24 protein-coding genes are annotated in these 24,252 nt (G+C 63.9%); 13 read left to right on the top strand and 11 right to left on the bottom strand.

The window, feature by feature from the left end; translation table 11 throughout:
• Nucleotides 1-96 precede the first annotated feature (96 nt).
• Complete coding sequence (locus AXW84_RS21400; RefSeq protein WP_068238196.1) at nt 97-903, bottom strand: septal ring lytic transglycosylase RlpA family protein; 807 nt, start codon at nt 901-903, stop codon at nt 97-99.
• A gap of 446 nt (nt 904-1,349) precedes the next feature.
• Between AXW84_RS21400 and AXW84_RS21395 the strand changes: the two genes are divergently transcribed.
• From AXW84_RS21395 to AXW84_RS21385, 3 genes are all read left to right on the top strand, one after another.
• On the top strand, nt 1,350-2,264 hold the full coding sequence (locus AXW84_RS21395) for a DUF72 domain-containing protein (RefSeq protein WP_068238193.1): 915 nt from the start codon (nt 1,350-1,352) through the stop codon (nt 2,262-2,264).
• Nucleotides 2,265-2,384: 120 nt separating this feature from the next.
• On the top strand, nt 2,385-3,755 hold the full coding sequence (locus AXW84_RS21390; protein ID WP_068238190.1) for a hypothetical protein: 1,371 nt from the start codon (nt 2,385-2,387) through the stop codon (nt 3,753-3,755).
• A 232-nt stretch (nt 3,756-3,987) separates the two neighbouring features.
• Complete coding sequence (locus AXW84_RS21385; protein WP_068238188.1) at nt 3,988-4,695, top strand: hypothetical protein; 708 nt, start codon at nt 3,988-3,990, stop codon at nt 4,693-4,695.
• A gap of 54 nt (nt 4,696-4,749) precedes the next feature.
• Here the strand turns inward: AXW84_RS21385 and AXW84_RS21380 are convergent, their stop codons facing one another.
• From AXW84_RS21380 to AXW84_RS21370, 3 genes are all read right to left on the bottom strand, one after another.
• Nucleotides 4,750-5,928, bottom strand: coding sequence for an acyltransferase family protein (locus AXW84_RS21380; RefSeq protein ID WP_068238185.1), 1,179 nt, complete (start codon nt 5,926-5,928; stop codon nt 4,750-4,752).
• A 131-nt stretch (nt 5,929-6,059) separates the two neighbouring features.
• A complete protein-coding gene (locus AXW84_RS21375) occupies nt 6,060-6,650 on the bottom strand; it encodes an arylesterase (protein WP_068238182.1) in 591 nt (196 codons plus the stop codon).
• Nucleotides 6,651-6,847: 197 nt separating this feature from the next.
• Nucleotides 6,848-7,516 (bottom strand): carotenoid biosynthesis protein, encoded by a 669-nt coding sequence (locus AXW84_RS21370; RefSeq protein WP_068238179.1) that lies wholly within the window; start codon nt 7,514-7,516, stop codon nt 6,848-6,850.
• Between the two features lie 99 nt (nt 7,517-7,615).
• On the opposite strand from AXW84_RS21370, the gene lptB reads away from it, so the two are divergent.
• From lptB to AXW84_RS21355, 3 genes are all read left to right on the top strand, one after another.
• Complete coding sequence (lptB, locus tag AXW84_RS21365; RefSeq protein WP_068238174.1) at nt 7,616-8,347, top strand: LPS export ABC transporter ATP-binding protein; 732 nt, start codon at nt 7,616-7,618, stop codon at nt 8,345-8,347.
• Between the two features lie 245 nt (nt 8,348-8,592).
• Complete coding sequence (locus tag AXW84_RS21360) at nt 8,593-10,143, top strand: GH3 auxin-responsive promoter family protein (RefSeq protein ID WP_071892400.1); 1,551 nt, start codon at nt 8,593-8,595, stop codon at nt 10,141-10,143.
• Nucleotides 10,144-10,312: 169 nt separating this feature from the next.
• On the top strand, nt 10,313-10,534 hold the full coding sequence (locus AXW84_RS21355; protein WP_068238170.1) for a hypothetical protein: 222 nt from the start codon (nt 10,313-10,315) through the stop codon (nt 10,532-10,534).
• Between the two features lie 28 nt (nt 10,535-10,562).
• On the opposite strand, the gene AXW84_RS21350 is transcribed toward AXW84_RS21355, so the two are convergent.
• Complete coding sequence (locus AXW84_RS21350; protein ID WP_068239902.1) at nt 10,563-11,345, bottom strand: TIGR00266 family protein; 783 nt, start codon at nt 11,343-11,345, stop codon at nt 10,563-10,565.
• Between the two features lie 182 nt (nt 11,346-11,527).
• Here AXW84_RS21350 and AXW84_RS21345 point away from each other — a divergent pair, with 182 nt between their 5' ends.
• The gene (locus AXW84_RS21345; protein ID WP_157887175.1) at nt 11,528-12,013 is read left to right on the top strand and encodes a toxin-antitoxin system YwqK family antitoxin; all 486 of its coding nucleotides are present in this window, start codon (nt 11,528-11,530) and stop codon (nt 12,011-12,013) included.
• A gap of 165 nt (nt 12,014-12,178) precedes the next feature.
• Here AXW84_RS21345 and AXW84_RS21340 read toward each other — a convergent pair whose 3' ends face one another.
• Nucleotides 12,179-12,544, bottom strand: coding sequence for a hypothetical protein (locus AXW84_RS21340; RefSeq protein WP_068238164.1), 366 nt, complete (start codon nt 12,542-12,544; stop codon nt 12,179-12,181).
• Between the two features lie 108 nt (nt 12,545-12,652).
• A complete protein-coding gene (gene gltX, locus AXW84_RS21335) occupies nt 12,653-14,206 on the bottom strand; it encodes a glutamate--tRNA ligase (RefSeq protein WP_068238158.1) in 1,554 nt (517 codons plus the stop codon).
• Between the two features lie 137 nt (nt 14,207-14,343).
• On the opposite strand from gltX, the gene AXW84_RS25265 reads away from it, so the two are divergent.
• Complete coding sequence (locus AXW84_RS25265) at nt 14,344-15,339, top strand: alpha/beta hydrolase family protein (protein WP_157887174.1); 996 nt, start codon at nt 14,344-14,346, stop codon at nt 15,337-15,339.
• 96 nt (nt 15,340-15,435) lie between these two features.
• On the opposite strand, the gene AXW84_RS21320 is transcribed toward AXW84_RS25265, so the two are convergent.
• From AXW84_RS21320 to AXW84_RS21310, 3 genes are all read right to left on the bottom strand, one after another.
• Nucleotides 15,436-15,819: a RidA family protein gene (locus AXW84_RS21320; protein WP_068238151.1), complete on the bottom strand. Its 384-nt coding sequence runs from the start codon at nt 15,817-15,819 to the stop codon at nt 15,436-15,438.
• Between the two features lie 127 nt (nt 15,820-15,946).
• Nucleotides 15,947-17,785, bottom strand: a complete 1,839-nt coding sequence (gene glmS / locus AXW84_RS21315) for a glutamine--fructose-6-phosphate transaminase (isomerizing) (RefSeq protein ID WP_068238144.1) — start codon at nt 17,783-17,785, stop codon at nt 15,947-15,949.
• Between the two features lie 353 nt (nt 17,786-18,138).
• Nucleotides 18,139-18,951, bottom strand: a complete 813-nt coding sequence (locus tag AXW84_RS21310) for a glycogen/starch synthase (protein ID WP_068238142.1) — start codon at nt 18,949-18,951, stop codon at nt 18,139-18,141.
• A 118-nt stretch (nt 18,952-19,069) separates the two neighbouring features.
• On the opposite strand from AXW84_RS21310, the gene panC reads away from it, so the two are divergent.
• From panC to AXW84_RS21285, 5 genes are all read left to right on the top strand, one after another.
• A complete protein-coding gene (panC, locus tag AXW84_RS21305; RefSeq protein WP_068238140.1) occupies nt 19,070-19,930 on the top strand; it encodes a pantoate--beta-alanine ligase in 861 nt (286 codons plus the stop codon).
• An 81-nt stretch (nt 19,931-20,011) separates the two neighbouring features.
• Complete coding sequence (gene panD / locus AXW84_RS21300; RefSeq protein ID WP_068238138.1) at nt 20,012-20,359, top strand: aspartate 1-decarboxylase; 348 nt, start codon at nt 20,012-20,014, stop codon at nt 20,357-20,359.
• A 77-nt stretch (nt 20,360-20,436) separates the two neighbouring features.
• Nucleotides 20,437-21,462 carry a lysylphosphatidylglycerol synthase transmembrane domain-containing protein gene (locus tag AXW84_RS21295; protein ID WP_068238136.1) on the top strand — a complete coding sequence of 342 codons (1,026 nt, stop codon included), beginning with the start codon at nt 20,437-20,439 and terminating at the stop codon, nt 21,460-21,462.
• Nucleotides 21,463-21,718: 256 nt separating this feature from the next.
• Complete coding sequence (locus AXW84_RS21290) at nt 21,719-22,468, top strand: TIGR00730 family Rossman fold protein (RefSeq protein ID WP_068239900.1); 750 nt, start codon at nt 21,719-21,721, stop codon at nt 22,466-22,468.
• Between the two features lie 156 nt (nt 22,469-22,624).
• Entirely contained in the window at nt 22,625-23,851 is a 1,227-nt protein-coding gene (locus AXW84_RS21285) for a lycopene cyclase family protein (RefSeq protein WP_068238134.1), read from the top strand.
• A gap of 150 nt (nt 23,852-24,001) precedes the next feature.
• Here AXW84_RS21285 and AXW84_RS21280 read toward each other — a convergent pair whose 3' ends face one another.
• On the bottom strand, nt 24,002-24,223 hold the full coding sequence (locus AXW84_RS21280) for a DUF2795 domain-containing protein (RefSeq protein ID WP_068238128.1): 222 nt from the start codon (nt 24,221-24,223) through the stop codon (nt 24,002-24,004).
• Nucleotides 24,224-24,252: the final 29 nt, after the last annotated feature.

Raw genomic sequence — 24,252 nt, 5'->3', positions numbered from 1 at the left:
GCAACCGGATGCTTTATCCAGTTGCCGCCCCTGTTATCATTCTGGTTATTCTGCGACGGATACCATATATATAAGGTATGCAACCGGCGGCAACGCTTAGCGCAGCGCCACTTCGCGCACTTGCCCGCCGATGCCCCAGACCAGCAGCCAGCGGCGCACGGCCTCGGCCTGGGGCCGCTCGCCAAACGTGCCCACGAGCACGCGGCTGCGCTGGCGGCCGTCGAGCAGGTCGTTGGCTAGCTCCACGTGCACGTTGGGGTCGAGGGCCTGGATTTTGGCCAGCACCGACTGCGCATCGGCGGCCGTGGCAAACTCGCCCACCTGCACTTCAAACGTGACTGGGGCTGCTACTGGCGCCGCCACGGGCGCGGCGGCAACCACTGGGGCCGCTTCGGCAGCGGCGGGGGCTACGGTGTAGGTCGTGAACGGGGCGTGGGGGTGCGGGTCGCCCAGGCACAGGGCCAGCAGGTTGTCGGGGGCCGTGGTGGGGCCCAGGGGGGTTTCAGGGGCCACTACTTCGGCCACGATGGTGGTTGCGCCCAACTCTTGCAGGTTCAGTTCCCGGCTGGCTTTTTCGCTCAGGTCGATGATGCGGCGGTGACGGAAGGGGCCCCGGTCGTTCACGCGCACCACCACCGAGTGGCCGGTGAGCACGCTGGTTACCCGCAGGCGGGTGTTGAAGGGCAGGGTTTTGTGGGCGCAGGTGTAGGCAAAGCGGTTGTAGCGCTCCCCGTTCCCCGTTTCCATTCCCTGGAAATACTTGCCGTACCAAGACGCCCGGCCGCGGAGCACCATGTTGGTGCTAACCTCGTGGGGCTCCAGCACATGCTTGCACATGTGGGTGTGAGCAGCGCGGCGCACCCGGACCGACCGCTTGGTGCGGGCCGAGCTAGGCAAGCTCAACAGTAATGATAAGAGTAAAACGAAGGCGGAAGCAGGACTACGAAATAATTGCATCGATGGCATAGGGTGGTGAATGAGTCAAAATTACCCGCTCCGCCTAGGGCATGCTAAGAATTGGAACCCCGCTGCCAAGCCAACTAGCTCAAGAATTGTCCTTTTTACAGAAAACTTGCACAAAATTCATCCGTTTACTAAAAATCAAAAGGCGCTTAAGGCGCTGGGAAACCTACTTTTCAAAAATCCGGTCCACTGGGGGGTCCATATCACGAAATAAGATTATGCGGCGGGTGCAAAATTTTGGCCTTGGCAGCCGCTCTTAGCTGTTTGCCGGGTTGCACATGTCAGCTTTTATTTGTAATGCCTGAAGTGCCACTTTAAGGCTTAGGCCGGTGGGCCAGAGCCCATGCCCCTGGGGCCCCACGGGGCCCCGGCCCTACCTTTGCCCCATGGATTTTGGCCGCTTGCCCGACCCGCGCTACGTCAACTTTGGCCTGCCCCCCGACCACCCCGACACGGCCCCGCTGCTGGCCCGCGCCCGCCCGGCGCAGCCCCGGCCGCCGGCCCTGTACGTGGGCTGCCCCATCTGGACGAACAAGGACTGGCTGGGCTCGTACTTCCCGCTCGGCATCAAGGAGCCCGAGTACCTGCACTACTACGCCCGGCAGTTCAACAGCCTGGAGCTGAACACCACCCACTACCGCATTCCCGACGCGCCCACCGTGCGGCGCTGGCGCGCGGCGGTGGGCCCTGGCTTCAAGTTTTGCCCAAAGCTGCCGCGCAGCATCAGCCACGAGCGCGAGTTGTTCCAAACCGACGACCTGGTGGTGCCTTTCGCCCGGGCCATCGAGGAGCTGGGCCCCGCGCTGGGCTGGGCCTTTTTGCAGCTGCCGCCGCACCTGGGCCCCGAGCACCTGCCGCGGCTGGAGCGCTTCCTGCTCGACTGGCCCGCCGCCGTGCCGCTGGCCGTGGAGTTGCGCCACCCCCGCTGGTTTGCCGACCGCGGCTTGGCCGACGCCGTGTTTGCCACGCTGGAAGCCCTGAACAAGACGCTGGTTATCACGGACGTGGCCGGGCGGCGCGACGTGCTGCCCATGCGCCTGACCACGCCCACGGCCTTCGTGCGCTTCAACGGCCACGGCCTGCACAGCACCGACTACCAGCGCGCCGACGCCTGGGCCGAACGCCTGGCCGCCTGGTACGCCCAGGGCCTGCACGCGGCCTACTTCTTCATTCACCAGCGCGACGTGCGCCACGCCCCCGTCTGGACGCAGCACTTCCTGGCCCGCATGAAGGAGCTGACCGGCATCGCGATGGCCCCACCGGCCATCATCCCGCAGGCGGTGCAGGGCAGCTTGTTTTAGGACGGGAACAATGACCTAAAAGCCAACGCCGAAATACCCATTTATTATTTTTTTATATTATTAATCAATTGATTGCATAAAAAGTAAATCATGCTTAGTTCTACTTTTTGGACCAGGGCGATGTGGCCACTGCTAGCCGGCTTGGTGCTGTTGCAGGCGGCGCTCTACAACGGGTTTCCGCTGGTTACGTCCGACACGGGCACTTACCTCGTCAGTTCCTTGGACCTGACCGTGCCCATTGACCGGCCCGTTACCTACGGTTTATTCATCCGGGCCACTAGCTTGTGGGGGTGGTCGCTGTGGTGCGCGGTGTTTGCGCAGTGCCTGCTGCTGGGAGGGTTGCTGCTGCGCTACGTTCGGGAGTTTGCGCCGCGGCTGGCGCACCCGGCGGGCCGCCTGGCCCTGCTGGTGTTAGTGGTTTGGGCCACGGGCGTGTCGTGGTTCAGCTCCCAATTGATGCCCGACATCTTTACGGCCATCGGGGTGCTGGCGCTGGGGCTGGTGCTGCTGGGCCGGTGCCGCAGCGGCCGAGAGCAGGCAGGTTGGCTGGCGGTGGCCTTCCTAGCGGAGCTGGTGCACTCATCCAATCTGCTCTCTTTCAATTTAATAGTAATAGTAACGGGCCTGGTTGCGTGGCGGGCCCCGGTGGTGGGCCCCGCGCGGCTGCGGCCGCGCCGTTGGGCCCTAGTCCTGGCCGTGACGCTGACGGGCTGGGTGGCGCTGCCCGCGCTGCATGCCGCGCTAGGCGGGGGCTTCACCATCGTGCGGGCTTCGCCGGCCTTCCTGATGGCCCGCCTCAACGAGTCGGGGGTACTGGAGCGGTTCCTCGACCGCGAATGCAATGGCCCCAACAACTACAGCCTGTGCAAATACCGCAGCAAGCTGCCCGACGACGCGATGGGCTTCATGTGGAAAACCGATACGCCCATGCTACTGGCGGGCGGTATGGAAGCCACCCGCGACGAGTACAGCTACATCATTGGCCGCGTGTTGCGCTCGCCGCGCTACTACCCCGCCCTGGCCTGGACGGCCGTACAGGCCACGCTGCGCCAACTCACGCACGTGAGCTTAGGCGACGGCCTCATCCCGTACCGCGAAAACACCTCCCCCTACTGGCCCATGCGCAGCTACCCCTACGAATTGAAGGCCTACCTGTCGTCGATGCAGAGCTACGGGCAGCTTGGTTTTGGCGGGATTAACGAGCGGGCCGGGCTGGCTTACCTGCTAGCGGTGGTGGCCGGCCTGAGCGGCCTGGCTAGCCGCGCGGTGCGGTGGCGGCTGGGGCCCGGCGCGGCATCCTGGCTGGCATTGGTGGGCACGGCCTTGGTGTCCAACGCTTTCGCGACCGGGGCCGTGGCCAACGTGTACGACCGCCTGCAAGCCCGGGTGGCGTGGCTCCTACCGTTTGCTGTGCTGGTGCTGGCCACCGAGCTACTGCTGGGCCTGTGGGCCGAATGGCGGGCCCGGCCTAAGGCTACCGTCGTTGATTAAGCGGTTAATTTTCCAGCAGCGCCCCACTCAACAGAGGCCCAATTCAGGCCGCACAAAGTAAAGCCAAATCTAACCCGGCCCCCACGGGGGCCCGGTGCAACCCTGACGGTTTCTCCTCAGGACTCCGCGTGCCCAAGTTGCTGCCGCGAGCGGTAACGGCGACCCAGCCGGCACCTTACCAACAGCTCATACTATCTTCACAGCCAGCTCTTCCACCTTGCCCTGCCCAGCTATGAAAACCCTGCTACTAGCCAGTGCGCTGCTCCTGACCCTCGCCGCGTGCCGCAAAGATTCTCCAGACCCTGTGCAGCCGGAATACGCCGACTGGTACGCGCTAAGGGCCCCCGACGACCGGGCCGTCGAAGCGGTTGCCGGCGACCTCGACGGGACGCTGGTTATCACAACGGGCTACGCCGTTTACCAAACTACCGACCGCGGCAAGACGTGGAAAAAAGGGGATTACAAGAATAACCTTAAAGTAGTTGGCTTCGCCCAGCGCCAAGACTCGCTCATAAGTTTATCGGCCGAAACCCTAGGCGCGCCCGATGGGGCCGCCTACGCCGTTGGTCCAAACTATTTCAGCCTCGACCAGGGGCTCACCTGGAGGCCGTACCACGACTGGAGACGCAGCGGTTCTGACCTCCGGGTGGCCCGCAACCGCGCCGCGGCGCTGTCGGGCACGGAGTATAGCGTCGACCTTTTGTTGACGCCAACCAGCCCAAGCTCTTCCAGCAACTACGTCGAAACGGTGGGCGTCAAATCTTCTGCGGGCCGCCAACTGCGCTTGCCCAAAGACCACCAAATCACGAGCTTGTACTTCGACGCCAAGTCGCGGCTGTACGTGGCGGCCTCGGCCGCGCTTTGCGGCCGCCGGGAAAACTTTGCTTTTTGCGGCGAGCAGAACGGCGTGCTCTACGTTTCGAAAGCCCCGCAGCCCTAGCCGGTTTCCCTCACAGCAGGGACTCAAGCGGGGCCTACCCGCGCGCCGCCCGTTTCAGCGCGCGGCGCGCGGGGACGCGGGGGGTTGGCTGGCCGTGCTCAGGCGTTCCGCGGGCTTGCTGAGAATTGTTTCTTCAGCGCCTTGGTCGAGGCGCGTCAGCCAGGCGTTCACGTGGGTTCCCAGCTGCTTGCTGAGGCGTTTTTCGACCAGCGTGTGGATGGCGTAGGCCGCCGCTAGGGCCCCGGCCAGGGCCCCGCCCAGCAGCGCGTATTTGTTGACGAACGGGCCGAGGCGGTGAAACGCCACGAAGCCAATGTTGCCGTGGATGAGGTAGAGCGGGTACGTGAGGGCCCCCAGCCGGGCCAGCCAGGGGAAGCGGCCGAGGCTGATTTTGCGGAAGGCCACCAGGTAGAAGATCAAGAAGAACGCCGCCACGGCCCCCACGCCCACTTGCCAGGCCGTCGGGTCGTGGAAGTACGCCGCCACGTCGCCGGCGCGCGCCACGCTGCTGCGGAGCGCCAGCAGGAAGGCCACCGCCAGCAGCACGTAGCGCAGCCAAGTGCGGCCCTGGGGCTGCTGCAACCGGAAGAACAGCATGCCCGCGATGAAGTACGGGGCGTACTGCGGGAAGAACAAGTACGCGAACGGGCTGGCCACGGGCGCAGCCCCGGCCAGGTCCACGTACAGCAGCCACAGCAGCAGCACCAGGTCGAGGTGGCGCAGGAGCCGAAAGGCAATCAGCAGGGAGACAACGAAGTAGAAGGCAATTTCAATCGTCAGCGTCCAGTAGGCCGTGTCGAGGTCGGGGGCCCCGAAGAAGCCGTGCAGCATCGTCATATTGGCCAGGTACTGGCCCGCGGTGGGGTGCAGGCCGGCGGCCACCGGGGCCCCGGCTGCGCTGGGGCCCCACAGGCGCTCGACCAGAAACGTGAGCGTGCAGGCCGCCCAAAATGCCGGGTACAGGCGCGTGACGCGGGAGAGAAAAAACTGCCGCACCGTTTTGCCCTGGGCGCTGAGCAGCACCACGTAGCCGCTGATGATGAAGAACAGTTCGACGCCCAGGTACCCGTACTTGGTGACGCGCCCGATGCCCACGAACGGCACCGGGCTGTAGTGGTCGGCCATGTAGCCCCGGTACGTGTAGTGGTACAGCACCACGCTCAGCGCGGCCAGGAAGCGTAGTAAGTCAATTTCGTAAAAACGAAGGGGTAATTTGCGCGGCTCGGGTTCCATAAATTGGGTTGAGGCCCCTATAACGGGCTTTGTGTGACTTAGTTGGCCGCTTGGTTCGAAGGTTTTCGCGCGCGCCCCAGCCTGCTTTTCAAGGCTGGCCCCTGGTTCGGATCAACGCATTCAACCGGCGCTCAGGCCCGCTCCGCGGCTTCCAGCAGGGGCCCCAGCACGGCCCACACGTTGTCGGCTAGGATTTGCTGGCCGGCCGCGTTCGGGTGCACGCCGTCGGCCAGGTTCAGGTCGCGGTGGCCCAGCACACCTTCGAGCAGAAAGGGCACGAAAGCCGCCCCAAACTGCTGGGCCAGCGGCCGGAACAGGGCCTTGAACTCGGCGGCGTAGCGCACCAACCGGTGGTTGCCCAGCGGGCTGATATTGAAGGGGAATTCCAGCCCGGCCACCACCAGCTGCGCCGCCGGAAACTGCTGCCGCACAGCTTGCAAAATGGCCTGCAAGTTGGCGCTGGTGTCGGGCACGGGCACGCTCCGGATGCCGTCGTTGGCGCCCAGGGCCAGCACAAACACGTCGGCGGGCTGGCGGGCCAGCGTGGCGGCCAGGCGGGCGCGCCCGCCGGCGCTGGTGTCGCCGCTCACACCGTAATTAAGGGCTTTATAGGGCAGGTGCGCCGCGTCTATTTTTTGCTGAACGAGGGCGGGGAAGCTGGCGGCCGCGGGCAGGCCGTAGCCGGCGGTGAGGCTGTCGCCGAAAAAAAGAATGTTCTTCATACATTTTTATTAACGCGGCGGGGGCCCCGGAGGTGCCGGTAGTAGCTGGCCCGGGCTGCCGGCTTTTCGCCGGCTGCCCGGTAGTCGTTAATCTGGATTGAAAGGGCCGTAACGGGTGCTGGGCAGCGGCTCAACGAAGCATAGATTACTGGATAGCCGGCGAAAAGCCGGCAGCCCCAGCCAGCTACCACCGGCAGTTATTTGCCGGGGCCCAGCCATTCGAGGGCGAAGAAAAACAGCAGCTGCACCGCGTAGAGCAGCGGCGCCAGGGCATTGCTTTTCGCGAAGCGGGCGCGGTTGAACAGCATCTGGGCCAGGCAGGCGAGGATGAACCAGTCGCGGAAGTTGCGGAACGGGATGACGCCCGCCGTCCAGTGCCAGAAGTCGTAGCGGCCGGCGGGCAGCTCCAGGCACAGGTCGAAGCCTACCATTAGCCCAGCCGCCACCAGGGTGCGGCCCAGCTCGCCCAGGGGCAGGCGGTGGGCCAGCACGCCGGCCAAGTAGGTCATCAGCACCCAGTTGAGCCCCATGAGCGGGGGCACGTCGAGCCACTTGGGCCCCAGCGTGTCGCCGTAGGCGTAGTTGCCAAACAGCTTGCCCGTGTGCACGCCCACCACTTCGGCCGCGAAGCCCAGCAGGCCCACAGTGAGGCAAAATTGCCAGAACGACGCGTTGCGCTCCGGCTGAAACGCCAGCAGCAGCGCCGCGCTCAGCAGCAAGGTAAGGGGCGTGAAGCGGAGGTAAAACCCGGGGTCGTGCGAGAACAGTAGCCCCACCAGCCCCGTGGCGTGGAAGAGCAGCACCAGCCCCTGCGCCACCCGCAGCCGGGTGGCATTAGCCGCCAGTGGCGGGAAAGTATCAGACATCAGCAAAGGGTAGAAATTACGGCGGGCCCGGGGGCCCCAGCAAAATTAGCGCAAATGCCGGCCGGTTCCTTTCGGCGGCTGTGGCCGACCTTTGCGGGCATGATTCTCCGCGCCGACCACCTCGTCAAAAAATACAAGGCCCGCACCGTCGTCAACGACATGAGCGTGACCGTGGAGCAGGGGGAAATTGTGGGGCTGCTGGGGCCCAACGGTGCCGGCAAAACCACCTGCTTCTACATGATGGTGGGCATGGTGAAGCCCAACGGCGGCCGCATCTTCCTGGATAACACGGAGATTACCAACATGCCCATCTACCAGCGGGCCCGGCTCGGGGTGGGCTACCTGGCCCAGGAGGCCAGCGTGTTCCGCGACCTGAGCGTGGAGGAAAACATCCTGGCGGTGCTGGAAATGACCGACATGCCCAAAAAAGCGCGCCTCGACAAGGTGGAGGAGCTCCTCAACGAGTTCAGCCTCACCCACGTGCGCAAAAACCTGGGCAAGGTGCTGAGCGGCGGCGAGCGGCGGCGCACCGAAATTGCCCGGGCCCTGGCCGTCGACCCCAAGTTTGTGCTGCTCGACGAGCCCTTTGCGGGCGTCGACCCCATCGCCACCGAGGAAATCCAGGGCATCGTCTCCAAGCTCAAGCACCGCAACATCGGCGTGCTCATCACCGACCACGACGTGAACTCGACCCTCAGCATCGTGGACCGCGCCTACCTGCTCTTCGAAGGCAAGCTCCTCAAAGCCGGCACCGCCGAAGACCTGGCCGGCGACGAAACCGTGCGCCGCGTGTACCTGGGCAAAAATTTCGAGCTCAAGCGCAACGTGTGATTTCTTTTTAAATGTGAAGAATGTGGAAATATGAAGATGTGGGAAATCCAGGGCACTCAGGCGGTCATGCAGAGCGCAGCGAAGCACCTTTCCCGCAGCAGAAACTCCATAATTAGTGGCGCAGTAGAGATGCTTCGGCTGCGCTCTGCATGACTGCTTGGTGATTTATCAAGTGGCTCATAGCACTTAGACACAGTGGCCCCCACATCTCCACCTTCTCACATTCCCCACATTAAATAAACCCCGTGCTCGACCAGCTCCTGTCCGCCGCCGTGCAGCTTGAGAGCCGCCCCCGGTTGGCGCGGGTGCGGGCCGAGCCGCACGCCGTGCAGGCGCGCGTGCTGCGCGAGCTGCTGCGCCGCGCCCAAGGCACCGAGTGGGGCCGGCGCTACGGCTTTGCCGAGGGCCCCGGGGCAGCCGAGTTTGCCCGGCGCGTGCCGGTGAGCACCTACGAGCAGCTGTACCCGGCGCTGGAACGCGTGCTGCGCGGGGCCCCCGACGTGCTGTGGCCCGGCCGCCCGCAGTGGTTTGCCCAGAGCAGCGGCACCACCAACGCCCGCAGCAAGTTCGTGCCCGTGACGCCCGAGAGCCTGCGCCAGGGCCACTACCGCGCCGGGCGCGACATGCTGGCCCTCAGCACTTTTCTCTACCCGCGGCACCGGCTGCTGGCTGGGCGCACGCTCTCGCTGGGTGGCACGCACGCCCCCAACCCGTTCCGGCCCCAGGAGCCGGCCTCGCGGGTCGGCGACGTGTCGGCGCTGATTATGCAGCAGCTGCCAGCCTGGGCCGAAAGCCTGCGCACCCCGCCCCTGCCGCTGGCCCTGCTCGGCGAGTGGCACGACAAGGTGGAGCGCATCGCCCGGCACGCTTTGCGGCAAGACGTGCGCGTGCTGGCCGGCGTGCCCACTTGGATGCTGCTGCTGCTGCGCCGCGTGGTGGAGCTGGCCGGGGCCGCCGACATCACCCAGGTGTGGCCGCACCTGGGGTTGTTTCTGCACGGGGCGGTGGCGTTTGGGCCCTACCGCGAGCTGTTCCGGCAGCTCATCCCGGGGCCCCAGATGCAGTATTTGGAAATCTATAACGCCACCGAGGGCTACTTCGCCCTGCAAGACCAGCCCTACAGCGAAGACCTGCTGCTGCTGCTCGACCACGGCATCTACTACGAGTTCCTGCCCGCCGCCCAGTGGGACGCGCCCGACCCCCGGCCCGTGCCGCTGCACGAGGTGGTACTGGGCCAGCCCTACGCCCTGGTTATCAGCACCAACGCTGGTCTGTGGCGCTACGTAGTGGGCGATACCGTGCGCTTCACCAGCCTAGGGCCCTACCGGCTGCGCATTACGGGGCGCACCAAGCACTTCCTCAACGCCTTTGGCGAGGAGGTGGTGATTGAGAACGCCGAGGCCGCCGTGGCCGCCGCCAGCCACGCCACCGGCTGCCGCGTGCACGACTTCACGGCGGCGCCGGTGTACTTCGCCGCGGGGCCCGGTGGGCAGGTGCAAAGCGGCGGCCACGAGTGGGCCGTGGAGCTGGCCCCCGGGGCCCCCGCCCCCGACGCCGCCCGCTTCGTGGCCGTGCTCGACGCCACGCTGCGCCGCGTCAATTCCGACTACGACGCCAAGCGCCACCGTGACCTGGCCCTGGCCCCGCCCTTGCTGCGGGTACTGCCCCCGGGCACGTTTGCGCGCTGGCTGGCGGGCCAGGGGAAGCTCGGCGGCCAGCACAAAGTACCCCGCTTGCTGAACTCGCGGGCCGTGCTGGAGCAGGTGCTGGCCGTGGCCGCCGGGGCCCCGGCGTAGGACGGAGCACAGTTTGCAGCGATGCAATCCGGGCTATATATTTGTTCGTAAGTAATTGCCTAACAGCTGTTACGCTAATGGATATTTCCGGGATTTATTTTTATGATTCTGTTGTCTTTCTGACAACCGGTGCCTAGTTCGGTTACTCTACTTCTTATCCTATCTTCCCTTGCCCACCCTCTCCCCTCCCCGTCCCCCCCGCGATTCGCGCCGCTGGCGCCAGGCCGCCCAGCGCAACCGCCCTGCCGATGGCCTCGAAAACCGCCGTTTTTTGTGGGTATTAGCTGCTACAATAGCTGTGGTGGTGGGCGTAGTCGGCGTGCTGCTGGCGCAATCGATTCGTAGCAACGAGTTGGCCGACCGGCCGTCGTCGTTCGAGCAGCCCCGCTAGCCGGCCCGGTGGGGCCCCAGCCCCGGCGCTACTCGTCCAACAAGCCGCCCACCAGGCCCCCCAGCACGCTGCCGCTTTCCTTGCGGGCGTTGCCGCCACTGGGGGCCAGCGCCTGAATGAGCTTTTTGACGGGCATGGATTGCAGCCACACGCGGCCGGTGCCGCGCAGCGTGGCCAATAGCAGTCCCTCGCCCCCAAAAATCATCGATTTCAGGCCCCCGGCGCGGGCCACGCTGAAGTCCAAGCTGGGCTCGAAGGCCACCACGCAGCCGGTGTCCACGCGCAGCAGCTCGTTGTTCAGCCGCTTTTCGATGATGGTGCCGCCCGCGTGCACGAAGGCTTTACCATCGCCGGTGAGCTTTTGGAGGATGAAGCCCTCGCCGCCGAACAGGCCGGAGCCAAATTTCTGGTTGAAGTGCAGGCTCATCTTGGTGCCCTTGGCAGCGGCCAAGAAGCCGTCCTTCTGCACGATGAGGCCCTGGGGCAGGGTGCCTAAATCGAGCGGGATGATGGTGCCCGGGTACGGCGCCGAAAACGCCACTTTGCTCTTGCCGTAGCTGCCGCGGTGCGTGAAGTGCGTGAGAAACAGCGACTCGCCGGTGAGCAGCCGCGTGCCGGCCGAGAACAGCTTGCTTAGCACGCCCTGGTCGGGCTCGGAGCCGTCACCCATTTTGGTTTCGAAGGCAATGGCTTCCTCCATGTACACCATGGCGCCGGCTTCGGCCACCACGGTTTCGTTGGGGTCCAGCTCAATTTCCAGCACCTGGATGTCGGTGCCCAGGATGCGGTAGTCTACGTCGTGCGAGTGCATGGCGGCGGGGGCCGGCTGGTGCGCGGCCGGCGGCAAAGGTAACCGCCCGCCCCGCCCGGCGCCAGGGCCCCGGCGGCGCAATAATTTCCGCCCTTGGTGCGTTTCAACTAAAAAATTAGTTGTATTTTGCCGTCGTTACTTTCCCGCCAATTGACCTGCCCATGCCTTGCCGTAGCTTACTCTTGCTGAGTTTATTATTGTGCGGGGCCTGCGCCAGTAACCGCCCCGCCGCCAACCGCACCGACCGCCACGGCCGCAGCCAAGGCCGCTGGCGCACCTACTACGATGAGGCCGCCCGCACCCAGCCGTTCACGGCGGGGCGCTACCGCCACGGCCGGCCCGTGGGCACGTTCCGTTACTACGGGCCCACCGGGGCCCTGGCCCAAACCGAGCGCTACGGCCGCGAGGGCTTTTGCGAGGTCACGTACTGGTACCCGGGCGGCCAGGTGGAGCGCCGCGGCAAGGCCCAGTGGCTGACCGGTGCCAAAGGAGCCCGTTTCTACTGGTTTGGGCCCTGGACGCGCTACACGGAAACTGGCCAGGTGCGGGCCGTCGAAACCTACACCAACGGCAGCCACACCGCCACCGACGTGTACCAGAGCGGCCGCCTCACCACCACCGAAATCTACAAAAACGGCCAACTCGTTGAAGCCCGCCCCGTGCAATAGGGGCCTATCCAATAGGCGCAAGAAATGCACGGTCATGCCGAACGCAGTGAAGCATCTCGCCCGCAGCAGTAAATAGAATTACTTGCGTGGAAGACATGCTCCACTGCGTTCAGCACGACGGCTTTGATAGCCAGCTTGCTACCAGAAAGGTCACGCCCCGGGGCCCTATTCGTCGGTGGCGGGCAGCTCGCCGCGGGTTTCGGCGGCTTCGGCCGCGTCGTCGCCCACGGATTTTTTGCGTTTGGCCTCGCGGCTGGTGCGCTTCATGAAGTCTTCGTCAGTTTCTTCGGGCTCAGGGGCCAAGTCCTCGTCGTCCTCGGTTTTCTCGCCGAATTGCCCGGCGCGGTCCACCAGCTTCTTGTCGCGCACGTGGCGGCCCAGAAACTGGTTAATCTGCTCGATGCTGTAGTTGGAGGTGATTTCGCCCAGCGGGTTCACCCCAATTTCGAAGCCCTCCAGCTCCTTGTGCACGCGGGCTTTTTTGTCGGGGTCGGGGGCCACTTTTTTGGGCTTGACGGGTTTCTTGGCCATGAGGGTCGGAAGTGAGGAGCGGGAAATGGGCAGCACGGGGCCCGTTGCCAAGCAAAAAGGCCGCGCCGTAGTGCATACGGAGCGGCCTTGGGCAAGGGTTATCTAAACCTACGCGGCCGGGGCCCCCAGGCGCTCCACAGCGGTGTGCAGGCGGCCGGCTACCTCGTCGGTACCGAGGATGACGAGGGTTTCGAACAGGTCGGGGCCGGCGGCGGCGCCGGTTACGGCCACGCGCAGGGCTTGCAACACCTGGCCGGGCTTGAGGCCCTGGGCCTCCACGGTCTGGTTGAAGAGGTTTTTGAGGCCCTCAGCCGAGGCGATGGGGGCCCCAGGCAACGCGTCGGCGTAGGCGGCGAGGGCATCGGCCACCTGGGGGGTCCACTTCTTGGCCACCACTGTGGCGTCGTACTCCATCGGGGCGTCAAAAAAGTACTTGGCCTCCTGCCAGAAATCCTGCGGGAAGCTCACGCGCTCCTTCATCACGCCCACGATTTGCGCGGCTTTTTCGGGGGTGCAGCTCAGGCCGTGGGCGGCCAGGGCCTCCAGCAGGTAGGGCGCCAGCTCGGCGTTGGGCTTGGCGCGCAGGTAGTGCTCGTTGTACCACTTGGCCTTGTTCTGGTCGAACTTGGCCGGCGACTTGCTCACGCGGTCGATGGCGAAGGCTTCGATCAGCTCGTCCATCGAGAAAATTTCCTGCGCCGTGCCCGGGTTCCAGCCCAAAAAGGCCAGGAAGTTCACCAGCGCCTCGGGCAGGTAGCCGTCTTCGCGGTAGCCGCGGCTGACGGTGGGCTCGCCGGTTTCGCCGTCGATGCCGTGCCACTCCAGCGGGAACACCGGGAAGCCCAGGCGGTCGCCGTCGCGCTTGCTGAGCTTGCCCGTGCCGTCGGGCTTGAGCAGCAGCGGCAAGTGGGCAAACTGCGGCATGGTGCTTTCCCAACCCAGGTAGCGGTACAGCAGCACGTGCAGCGGCGCCGAGGGCAGCCACTCTTCGCCCCTGATGACGTGCGAAATGTCCATCAGGTGGTCGTCCACGATGTTGGCCAGGTGGTAGGTCGGCATCCCGTCCGACTTCATCAGCACCTTGTCGTCCACGGCGCTGGAGTGCACCACCACCCACCCGCGGATCATGTCCTGGAAGCGGATTTCCTCCTTGCGGGGCACTTTCAGGCGAATGACGTAGGCCGTGCCGGCGTCGAGCAGGGCCTGGGTTTCGTCCTCGGGCAGGGTCAGCGAGTTGCGCATCTGGGTGCGCGTGATGCTGTTGTACTGCGGGTTGGGAACCTTGGCGGCCTGCAAGCGGGCGCGCATGGCGTCCAGCTCCTCGGGCGTGTCGAAGGCGTAGTAGGCAAAGCCGTCGGCGATGAGCTGGTCGGCGTACTGGCGGTACATGGGCTTGCGCTCGCTCTGCTTGTAGGGCGCGTGGGGGCCCCCGACGCCCACGCCCTCGTCAATGACAATGCCGCACCAGGCCAGGGCTTCCAGGATGTACTGCTCGGCGCCGGGCACGAAGCGGTTCTGGTCGGTGTCCTCAATGCGCAGAATCATGGTGCCGCCCAGCTTGCGGGCCAGCAAGTAGTTGTACAAAGCGGTGCGCACGCCGCCGATGTGCAGGGGCCCCGTGGGCGAAGGCGCGAAGCGCACCCGAACGTTTCTCTCGGTCATATCACTAAAAAAAGCGCGTTCCGCCAAAGCCGGAACGCGCCGCAAAGGTAAGGCCGGGGGCACCGGCTAGCCGCGCCGGGTCCACCAAGGTGCCAGCCACCGGCTGAGAGAGCCGGCGTGTTCCCTTCTTTGCGAGTATGAAAAACAGAAACTGGCAGCGGACGGGCCTGGTATTTTTATTCGTGGTGGGCGGACTGGCTTGGCCCTGGGCCCAATCCTGGTGGCCAGCCCCTCCGTCGGTGCTGCTTTATGGCCAAGCCTACGGCAGCGCTCACCGCACGGCCACGCCCGTGTTGGTCGTTGTGCTGCATGGCGATGCGCCCTTGCACCGGCCGAGCTACCAATACTGGCTGGCCCAGCAGGTGGCCCAGGCCGCGCCCGACGTAGTGGCGGTGGGCCTGCTGCGACCGGGCTATGCCGACCCGGCTGGGCACCACTCGCCTGGCACCCGCGGCCTGACCATCGGTGACAACTATACTCCCGCTGCCGTGGAGGCGGTGGCCGCAACCGTGAAAGCGCTGCGCCGACGCTACCATGCCCGCCAAGTGATTTTGGTCGGGCATTCGGGCGGAGCCGTACTGGCAGGGGCGGTGCTGGGCCGCTACCCTTTACTGGTCGATGGGGCCCTGCTGGTGGCTTGTCCGTGCGACGTGCCAGCTTTCCGTCGGCACATGTCTTGGCAGCAGCTCAACCCCTTGTGGTGGCTACCGGTGCCCCTCCTCTCGCCACAGGACATGGCAGGCCAGGTGCGGCCTGGCTTGCCCGTGCGGGTCGTTACGGGGTTGGTCGACCCATTGGCCCTGCCCGCATACAGCCGGCGGTACGTGGCCGCGCTCCGAAAGCACCACGTGGCGGCCCAGCTACTGGAGCTGCCAGGGCAAGGCCATGAGATTTTTCTCGCGCCGACAATAGTTATGCAAATCGTGGACTTGGCTACCAATGGTTTGCATCCACGCCGGCTAGCCGCGCCGGCCGCCCACGCGCCACAGTACGAGGCCCAGCAGCGTGATGCCGCCCCGGATGGCCCAGGCCGCGTTGGGCCCCCAGTTATTAATCCACTGCAAAAAAACGTACTGCACGTTGGGGTTAATCAGCGGCAGCACCAGCGAAATCAGGCCGACGAGCAGCAGTAAGAGTCCAAGTTCTTTCATGAAAGCAGGGCGTGAGAGGGTTAAGAATGAATCCGTTGCCCAACGCGCCCGGGGCCCTGTTTCGTATGGCCGGGGGCCCTATGCGCCCACGGCGATGCAGGAGATTTCCACTTCCACGTCGCGCGGCAGGCGGGCCACTTCCACGGTTTCGCGGGCCGGCGCGGTGGCATCGGCGAAGTACGTGCCGTACACCTGGTTGATGGTGGCGAAGTGGCTCAGGTCCTTTACGAAAATGCTGCACTTCACCACGTCGGTAAGCTGCAAACCCGCCGCGGCCAGCACGGCCGTTAGGTTCTTCAGCACCTGGTGGGTCTGGGCGGCCACGTCGCCGGGCACGAGCTGGCCAGCCGCGTCCAGCGGAATCTGGCCCGACACGTACACGGTATTGCCGGCGCGCACGGCCTGGCTGTAGGGCCCAATCGGCGCGGGCGCCTGATCAGTGAGGATGATTTGGTGGGGCATTACTTAAATGTGAAAATGGGAAGAATGTGAGAGATGTAAAAATGAGGGGGAATGTCGGGATGCGAAAATTGACGAGAATCCATCAATTTTTACATCCCCCACATTCCCCCTCATTTTCACATCCCTTTTACTCCACCGTCACCGACTTGGCCAGGTTGCGGGGCTGGTCCACGTTGCAGCCGCGCATCACGGCGATGTGGTAGCTCAGCAATTGCAGCGGGATGACCGACACGAGCGGCACCAGGGCCTCCGAGGTGTAGGGCACCTCAATGACGAACTCGGCCATGCCGCGGATCACGTCGTCGCCCTCCGTGACCACGGCGATGATGCGGCCTTTGCGGGCCTTCACCTCCTGGATGTTGCTCACCACCTTCTCGTAGGAGCTGTCGCGGGTGGCGATGACCACCACCGGCATGTTCTCGTCGATGAGGGCAATGGGGCCGTGCTTCATCTCGGCGGCCGGGTAGCCTTCAGCGTGTATGTAGCTGATTTCCTTGAGTTTGAGGGCCCCTTCCAGCGCCACCGGGAAGTTGTAGCCACGGCCCAGGTACAAGAAGTTGGGCACGTCGCAGAACATGGCGGCGATGCCGCGGATCTCGTCGTCCAGCTTCAGGGCCTGCTCCACCTTGGCCGGAATCGTGTCCAGCTCCACCATCAGCTCGCGCAGCTTGGTGTCGGTGAGGGTGCCGCGCTTCTGGCCCATCAGCATGGCCAACAGGGTCAGCACCGTTACCTGGGCCGTGAATGCCTTGGTACTGGCCACCCCAATCTCGGGGCCCGCGTGGGTATAGGCCCCGGCGTCGGTGGCGCGGGCAATGCTGCTGCCCACTACGTTGCAGATGCCGAAGATGGTGGCGCCCTTGCTCTTGGCCAGCTCGATGGCGGCCAGCGTGTCGGCCGTTTCGCCGCTCTGCGAAATGGCAATCACGATGTCGCGTTCCGTAATAACGGGGTTGCGGTAGCGGAACTCCGAAGCGTACTCCACCTCCACCGGGATGCGGGCCAGGTCTTCGAGCAGGTACTCGGCCACGAGGCCGGCGTGCCAGGAGGTGCCGCACGCCACGATGATGATGCGCTGGGCGTTCACAAATTTCTGTTCGTAGGCCCGGAAGCCGCCCATGTTCAGGTGGCCGGCGTTCATTTCCAGGCGGCCGCGCATCGAGTCCATGATGGAACGCGGCTGCTCGAAAATCTCCTTCAGCATGAAGTGCTCGTAGCCGCCCTTCTCGATGCTGTCCAGCTCCATTTCCAGCTTCTGGATGTAGGGTGTCTGCTCCACGTCTTCCTTGCTGCGTAGCTCCAGCCGCCCGTCGCGGATGATGGCAATCTCGTAGTCGTTCACGTACACCACTTCGTTGGTGTACTCGATGATGGGCGTTGCGTCGGAAGCGATGAAGAACTCGCCGTCGCCGATGCCAATCACCATCGGCGAGCCTTTGCGGGCGGCGATGAGCTGGTTGGGGGCGTCGCGGCTCATCACCACGATGGCGTAGGCCCCCACCACTTCGTGCAGGGCCAGGCGCACAGCTTCCTCCAGGTTGCAGTGGTTTTGAGTCTGAATCTCCTCAATCAGGTTGACAAATACCTCCGTGTCAGTGTCCGAATGAAACTCGTGGCCTTGCTGCTGCAAGTGGGTTTTCAGGGCCGCGTAGTTCTCGATGATGCCGTTGTGGATGATGGCAATCCGCTCCGAAGTCGAGTAGTGCGGGTGGGCGTTGGTGTCGTTGGGCTCGCCGTGGGTAGCCCAGCGGGTGTGGCCCATGCCCACGCGGGCGTGGGTGTCCTTCTCGGCGATGTAGTTTTCCAGCTCCGCCACCTTGCCCTTTTTCTTGTACACGTTCAGCTCCCCGTCGTTCATCAGGGCCACGCCGGCCGAGTCGTAGCCGCGGTATTCAAGCCGGTGCAGGCCCTTGAGGATAATGGGGCAGGCCTGACGGTAGCCCAGGTACGCAACGATGCCGCACATAGTAGTAAAACGTTAAATAATTGAAAGGTTCCTAGGAAAAAAGCCGGCGGCCCATCCAGGAAAAGGACAGGCCGCCGACGCAAAATTTACGCTACACGCTCTGCGCAAGGCAAAGCGAATGCCGCGGGAAACAGCTAACGTTAAGTACAAATACAGCGCAGTTCACGAGCAATGCAAAGCAATGAAAGGCGAAGCTACTGTTTTTTGGGTATTGGCGGGCCCCCAGGGCCCAACATTACGCCTTCTTTACCAAGCAACCAGCTGATAATTAGCAGATAAAAAAACAAAGGCCGCAGCCACACGCTGCTTTGTTATTGCAGCTTACCAAGAGGTTGACCGGGGCCCCTGGCTGCTTAGTTAGCCAGCTCGTTGTAGAGGGCCAGGTAAGAAGAATGCAAGTTCTCGTCGGTGGCCACTTGGCTTAGCGTCTTGCGCGAGGCGTACTCCTGGAACATGCCGTTGAGGTTGTCGGAGAAGTCCTCGTCGGAGCGTACCACGGTGTCGGCGTAGTCCATGCCGATTTTCACGAAGCCGCTGAAATCGGCCGTTTTCAGCGAGTTCAGCATCTGGTCGTCGATGTCGAGCATCTTCGCTTTCTCCAGGATGTTGCCCTCGAATTTGTCGAGGAACTCGTTGTTGTAGATCGAAAACACCGACTTGGCATCTTTGAACACCGGGTCTTTTTTGTAAGTTGTTTTCAGGTAGAGCGGGATCAGGCCCGTCATCCAGTCCGAGCAGTGCACGATGTTCGGCGACCAGCCCAGCTTCTTCACCGTTTCCAGCACGCCCTTGCAGAAGAAGATGGCGCGCTCGTCGTTGTCAGCGTGGAAGTGGTCGTCCTTGTCCACCAGGGCCGACTTGCGGTGGAAGTAATCCTCGTTGTCAATGAAGTACACCTGCAGCTTGGCCGTCGGGATGGAGGCCACCTTGATGACCAGCGGCTTCTCGTCGTCGCCCACGGCGATGTTAATGCCTGAGAGGCGCACCACCTCGTGCAGCCGGTTTTTGCGCTCGTTGATGATGCCAAAACGGGGCACGAAAATCCGAATCTCACAACCCATTTCCTGCATGCCCGCGGGCAGCCGACGCAGCAGCTCTGCCACCTTCGTCGTGTTCAGAAAAGGGTCAATTTCGGTGGCCGCGTAAAGGATGCGCAACTTCGACATACAGGTGGATTTAAAAGAAAAAATGAAAAGGCCATACGATGGCCGCACAAAATTACACAATTTTGGGCAGAAATTCAACCCCCTCCTCCCCAGGGCTCGGCTAACGGGCCTTTTTTCCATGCAGATATTTTTTACCTTGGCCGAGTTGCGCGCCTTTGTCGAAAGCGCGCGCCGCGCCGGCCAGCGCCTGGGCCTGGTGCCCACCATGGGGGCCCTGCACGCCGGCCACCTCCAGCTGGTGGCCGCCGCCCGTGCCGAGTGCGACGCCGTGGTGGCCACCGTGTTCGTCAACCCCACGCAGTTCAACAACCCCGACGACTACCGCCTCTACCCGCGCCTGCTCCAGGCCGATACCGACCTGCTGGCCGCCGCCGGCTGCACCGCCGCCTTCCTGCCCAGTGCCGAAGAAATGTACCCCCAGCCGGCGGTGCTACGCTTCGACTTCGGGGCCCTGGAGCGGGTGATGGAGGGGGCCCAGCGGCCGGGCCACTTCAACGGGGTGGCCACGGTGGTGAGCAAGCTCTTCCATGCGGCACGGCCCCACCGGGCCTATTTTGGGCAAAAAGACTGGCAGCAGGTGGCCATTGTGCGGCAGCTGGTGGCCGACTTGTCGTTCGACCTCGAAATCGTGGCCTTCCCCACGGTGCGCGAGGCCGACGGGCTGGCCATGTCCTCGCGCAACCGCCGCCTGGGCCCCGAAGCCCGCGCCGCCGCACCGCAGCTGCACCAGGCGCTGGCCGCCGCCGCCGCGCAGGTACGCCAGGCCGTGCCGCCCGCCCAGGTACAGGCCGAAGCCGAAGCCGCCCTGGCCCGGGGCCCCGAAATAGTGCTGGAGTACTTCGCCGTGGCCGATGCGGCCACCTTGCAGCCGCTGGCCGCCTACGCCCCCGGCCGGGCCGTGGTGCTGTGCCTGGCCGCCGACCTGGGCGGCGTGCGCCTCATCGACAACGTGGTGGTGGACGGCGGCGCGGGGGAATGAGGGGCCCCGCCGGCCGGCGGCGTACCTTTGCGGCCCCAAATCCTACCCTTTTGTCCAATTCCAGCTTTCCCGTTTATGGCGATGTACATCGAGGTGATGAAATCCAAAATCCACCGCGTTACGGTCACGCAGGCCGAGCTGCACTACGTGGGCAGCGTCACCATTGACGAGGACCTGCTGGACGCGGCCAACATGGTGGAAAACGAGAAGGTAACGGTCGTCAACGTCAACAACGGGGCCCGGTTCGAAACCTACACCATCCGCGGCGAGCGGGGCACGGGCACGCTGTGCCTCAATGGGCCCGCCGCCCGCCAGGTGGCCCTGGGCGACGTGGTAATCATCTTTTCCTACGCCCAGATTGACTTTGCCGACGCCCGGGCCCACCGCCCCACCGTCATCTTCCCCAACGAGCACAACCGCCTGGTATAGGTTTTCTAGCTGTTAGCTTCTCAAAGACGCCTTAACAAAAAGCCAACGGCCACCAGCTATTAGCCAACCACCAAGCCTTGAAGCTCCTCTTCACCATCCTTAAGTACGCCCTGCTGCTGGCCGTGTCGGGGGCCCTGATGGCGTACGCCGTGCGGGGCCAGGACCTCTCGCGCATCGGCCACTACATCCGCACGGCCAATTACTTCTGGCTGGGCCTCACCATGTTGCTCTCAGCGCTGGGCTACTTCAGCCGGGCCTACCGCTGGCAGATGCAGCTCACCGCCTCGCAGCACAAAACCGCCTATTGGGAAGTGTACCACGCCATGATGGTGGGCTACCTGGCCAACTTGGTGCTGCCGCGCATGGGCGAGGTCATCCGGTGCTCGGTGCTGCGGCGTACCAGCCGCGTGCCGGTCGAGGTGTCGCTGGGCACGGTCGTGACCGAGCGGGTGATTGACGTGCTGGTGCTGGCCTCGCTGCTGGCCGCCACGCTGCTGCTCGACTTCCACACGTTCTGGACTTTCGTGACCGACAAAGTGTTGGGCGGGCGCTTCGATGCCCTGGCCCGCAACCGTACGCCCCTGCTGTGGGCCGCCAGCATTGCGGTGCTGCTGCTGGCGCTGGCCGTCGGAGCCCTGGTGCGCAACCTGGAGCGGCTGCGCCAGCACCGCCTGTTTGCCCGGGCCGTGGTGTTTGCCAAGGGCATGCTGGCGGGCATGTTCAGCATCTGGCGGATGGAGCGCAAGGGCGTGTTCCTGGCGCACACGGCCTTCACGTGGGGCGTGTACTTTTTGATGGATTACCTGGCGTTTTTCTGCTTTCCCGAAACCGACCAGCTGGGCCTGCGGGCGGGCTTAGCGGTGCTCACCTTCGGGGCGTTTGGCATGGCCGCGCCGGTGGCGGGCGGCATCGGGCCCTTCCACGTGATGGTGCAGAGCACGCTGGTGGCCTACGGCGTGGGCCTGGAGGCCGGCATTGCCTACGCCCTGGTGGTACACGGGGCCCAAACGCTGCTGGTGGTGCTGCTCGGCGGCATCAGCTTCGCCCTCAGCATGGTGCAGGCCGGGCGCACGGGCCGGGCGGTGGCCGCCGAAGCGGCTTAGGAGCCCTAAATGCCGAACCGGCACAACGGCCATTTTCCGGTAACAATTCGGTAACTTTGACGCCCTACTTTTGGCCGCCCCGCCCGCGGGGCGGTTTTTCTTTTGCTCCTCCTCCCACCCTGTTTATATGTCTGACCTTAAAAAAGCGCCTAAGACCAGCAAAACCAAGCTGGCCGACGACATCCAGAACGCCGGCAGCGGCAAAACCATCAAGCAGCCCAACGTCAACGACGATAAGCTGACCTCCATCACCGAGATGCGCGAGCAGGCCCACGGCCAGGGCCAAACCGGCGTCGCCGTCGACGACGAGCAGCGCCTACGCAAGGCCTTCGTGGACAAGGACTGGAACGAGATTAAAATCGCCGACAGCTGGCAGATTTTCAAGGTGATGGCCGAGTTTGTAGAGGGCTTCGAGAAGATGTCCAAAATCGGGCCCTGCGTGAGCATCTTTGGCTCGGCCCGCACCAAGCCCGACAACCAATACTACCAGCTGGCCGAGGAAATTGCCTCGAAGCTGGTGCGCCACGGCTACGGCGTCATCACCGGCGGGGGCCCCGGCATCATGGAAGCCGGCAACAAGGGCGCCCGCGCCGAGGGCGGCAAGTCGGTGGGCCTCAACATCGAGCTGCCCTTCGAGCAAACCCACAACATCTACATCGACCAAGACAAGTGCATCAACTTCGACTACTTTTTCGTGCGCAAGGTGATGTTCGTGAAGTACGCCCAGGCCTTCGTGGGCATGCCCGGCGGCTTCGGCACGCTCGACGAGTTGTTTGAGGCCATCACGCTCATCCAGACCAAGAAAATCGGCCGCTTCCCCATCGTGCTGGTGGGCTCGGCCTACTGGAACGGCTTGTTTGAGTGGATTACCGACGTGATGCTCAGCCAGGAGCACAACATCTCGGCCGAAGACCTGAACCTGATTCAGATTGTGGACGACGCCAGCGAAGCCGTGAAAATCATCGACGACTTCTACCACAAATACTCGCTCTCGCCGAACTTCTAAATCACTGATTAGTCGCGATTAACCATGATTCCGCTGATTTTTTAACCGGCGGTTTTTATCGGGCATCTGCTTAACGCTACCGATTAACGCTACCGAAAGCCGGTCCTTAGGGCCCGGCTTTTTGTTTGTCGCGCACCGTCCCACCTTTGCCTTCCCATGCTGCCATCTCCGAAATCCGACCCATCTGATAAATCCGAAAAATCCGTGGTTCAGACGGATTACCTCATTGTGGGCGGCGGCGCGGCGGGCCTCAGCCTGGCCTACCACCTTAGCCAAGAGCCGCGGCTGGCCGACAAAACCGTGCTGCTGATCGAGCCCGAGGCCAAGGACCAAAACGACCGCACCTGGTCGTTCTGGACGGCCGAGCCGCACCCCTTCGAGGCCGTGGTGGCGCACGAGTGGCACCACATTGCGTTCCGCAGCCCGGGTTTCGAGCGCGTCATCGGCCTGGGCCCCTACCGCTACCAGATGATTCGGGGGCTGGATTTCTACCGCTTCGTGCGCCAGGCCCTGGCCGCCAATCCGCGCTTTACGCTGCAACGCGGCACCGTGGACGAGCTGGCCAACACGCCCACCGGCGTGCGCGCCCACGGCAGCGCCGGCATCGCCACGGCTTGCTACGGCTTCGACAGCCGCCCGCCCAAAATGGTCCGGAACCCTGCCAAGCACCGCTACCTGTTGCAGCACTTCGTGGGCTGGGAGGTAGAAACCGACGCCGACGCATTCGACCCGGCCGTGGTGGAATTCATGGATTTCCGGGGGCCCCAGCACCACGAGGCGCGGTTCATCTACGTGCTGCCGTTTGGCCCGCGCCGGGCCCTGGTCGAGTACACACTGTTCTCGGAAACGCCGCTGCCCAAGGCCGAATACGAAACCCATATTACTGATTACTTGCAGCATACGCTGGGCCTGGCCGCTGGCCAATACCGCGTGGTGGCCGAAGAGGCCGGCGCCATCCCGATGACCGACCACCCGCTACCAGCCCGCTTGGGGGCCCACATCGTCAACCTGGGCACGCGCGGCGGGCGGGCCAAGCCCAGCACGGGCTACGCGTTTAAACGCATTCAGGCGCACTCGGCGCGGCTGGTGGCCGCACTGGCCACCACTGGCCGGCTGCCCGCCGACGCTACCGGTGACCGGTGGCAATTCCACCTCTTCGACACGCTGCTGCTCGACATCATGCGGCGCCGGGGCGAAACCACGCGCGACATTTTCCGGCAGCTGTTCGCCCGCAACCCGGTGGACCGCATCTTCCGGTTCCTGGACGAAACCACTAGCTGGGCCGACAACCTGCGGGTGATGCACTCGGTGGCCCCGGGGCCCTTCCTGCGCTCCATCGGGCACGTGCTGCGCGGCCGGCCGGGGCAAAAAAGGAAGGAGTAGGGCCCCGGGTTTCTGGCGAAACCCGGGGCCCTACTCCTTCCTTTTTTGAATTAAAAATTAAAAATGAAGAATTAAAAATTTGCGCTAAAGAGAGCAAATCATTCTTTTTAGCACGAATTTTTAATTCGTCATTTTTAATTTTTAATTACCTTAATATTCGTCCTCGTTGAACATAAAATCCTCCTTGGTGGGGTAGTCAGGCCACACTTCCTCGATGCTCTCGTAGGGCTGGCCGTCGTCTTCCAGGCCCTGGAGGTTTTCTACCACTTCCATGGGCGCGCCCGAGCGGATGGAGAAGTCGATCAATTCGTCTTTGGTGGCGGGCCAAGGGGCGTCTTCCAGGTAGGAGGCCAGTTCGAGGGTCCAGTACATAGTAAAAGGAAAATAAAGAGTTGAGCGAA

Source organism: Hymenobacter sp. PAMC 26628 (assembly GCF_001562275.1).
Taxonomy (GTDB): Bacteria; Bacteroidota; Bacteroidia; order Cytophagales; family Hymenobacteraceae; genus Hymenobacter.
The sequence above is the reverse complement of the archived record's forward strand: the minus strand, read 5'-3'. Positions and strand labels throughout refer to the sequence as shown.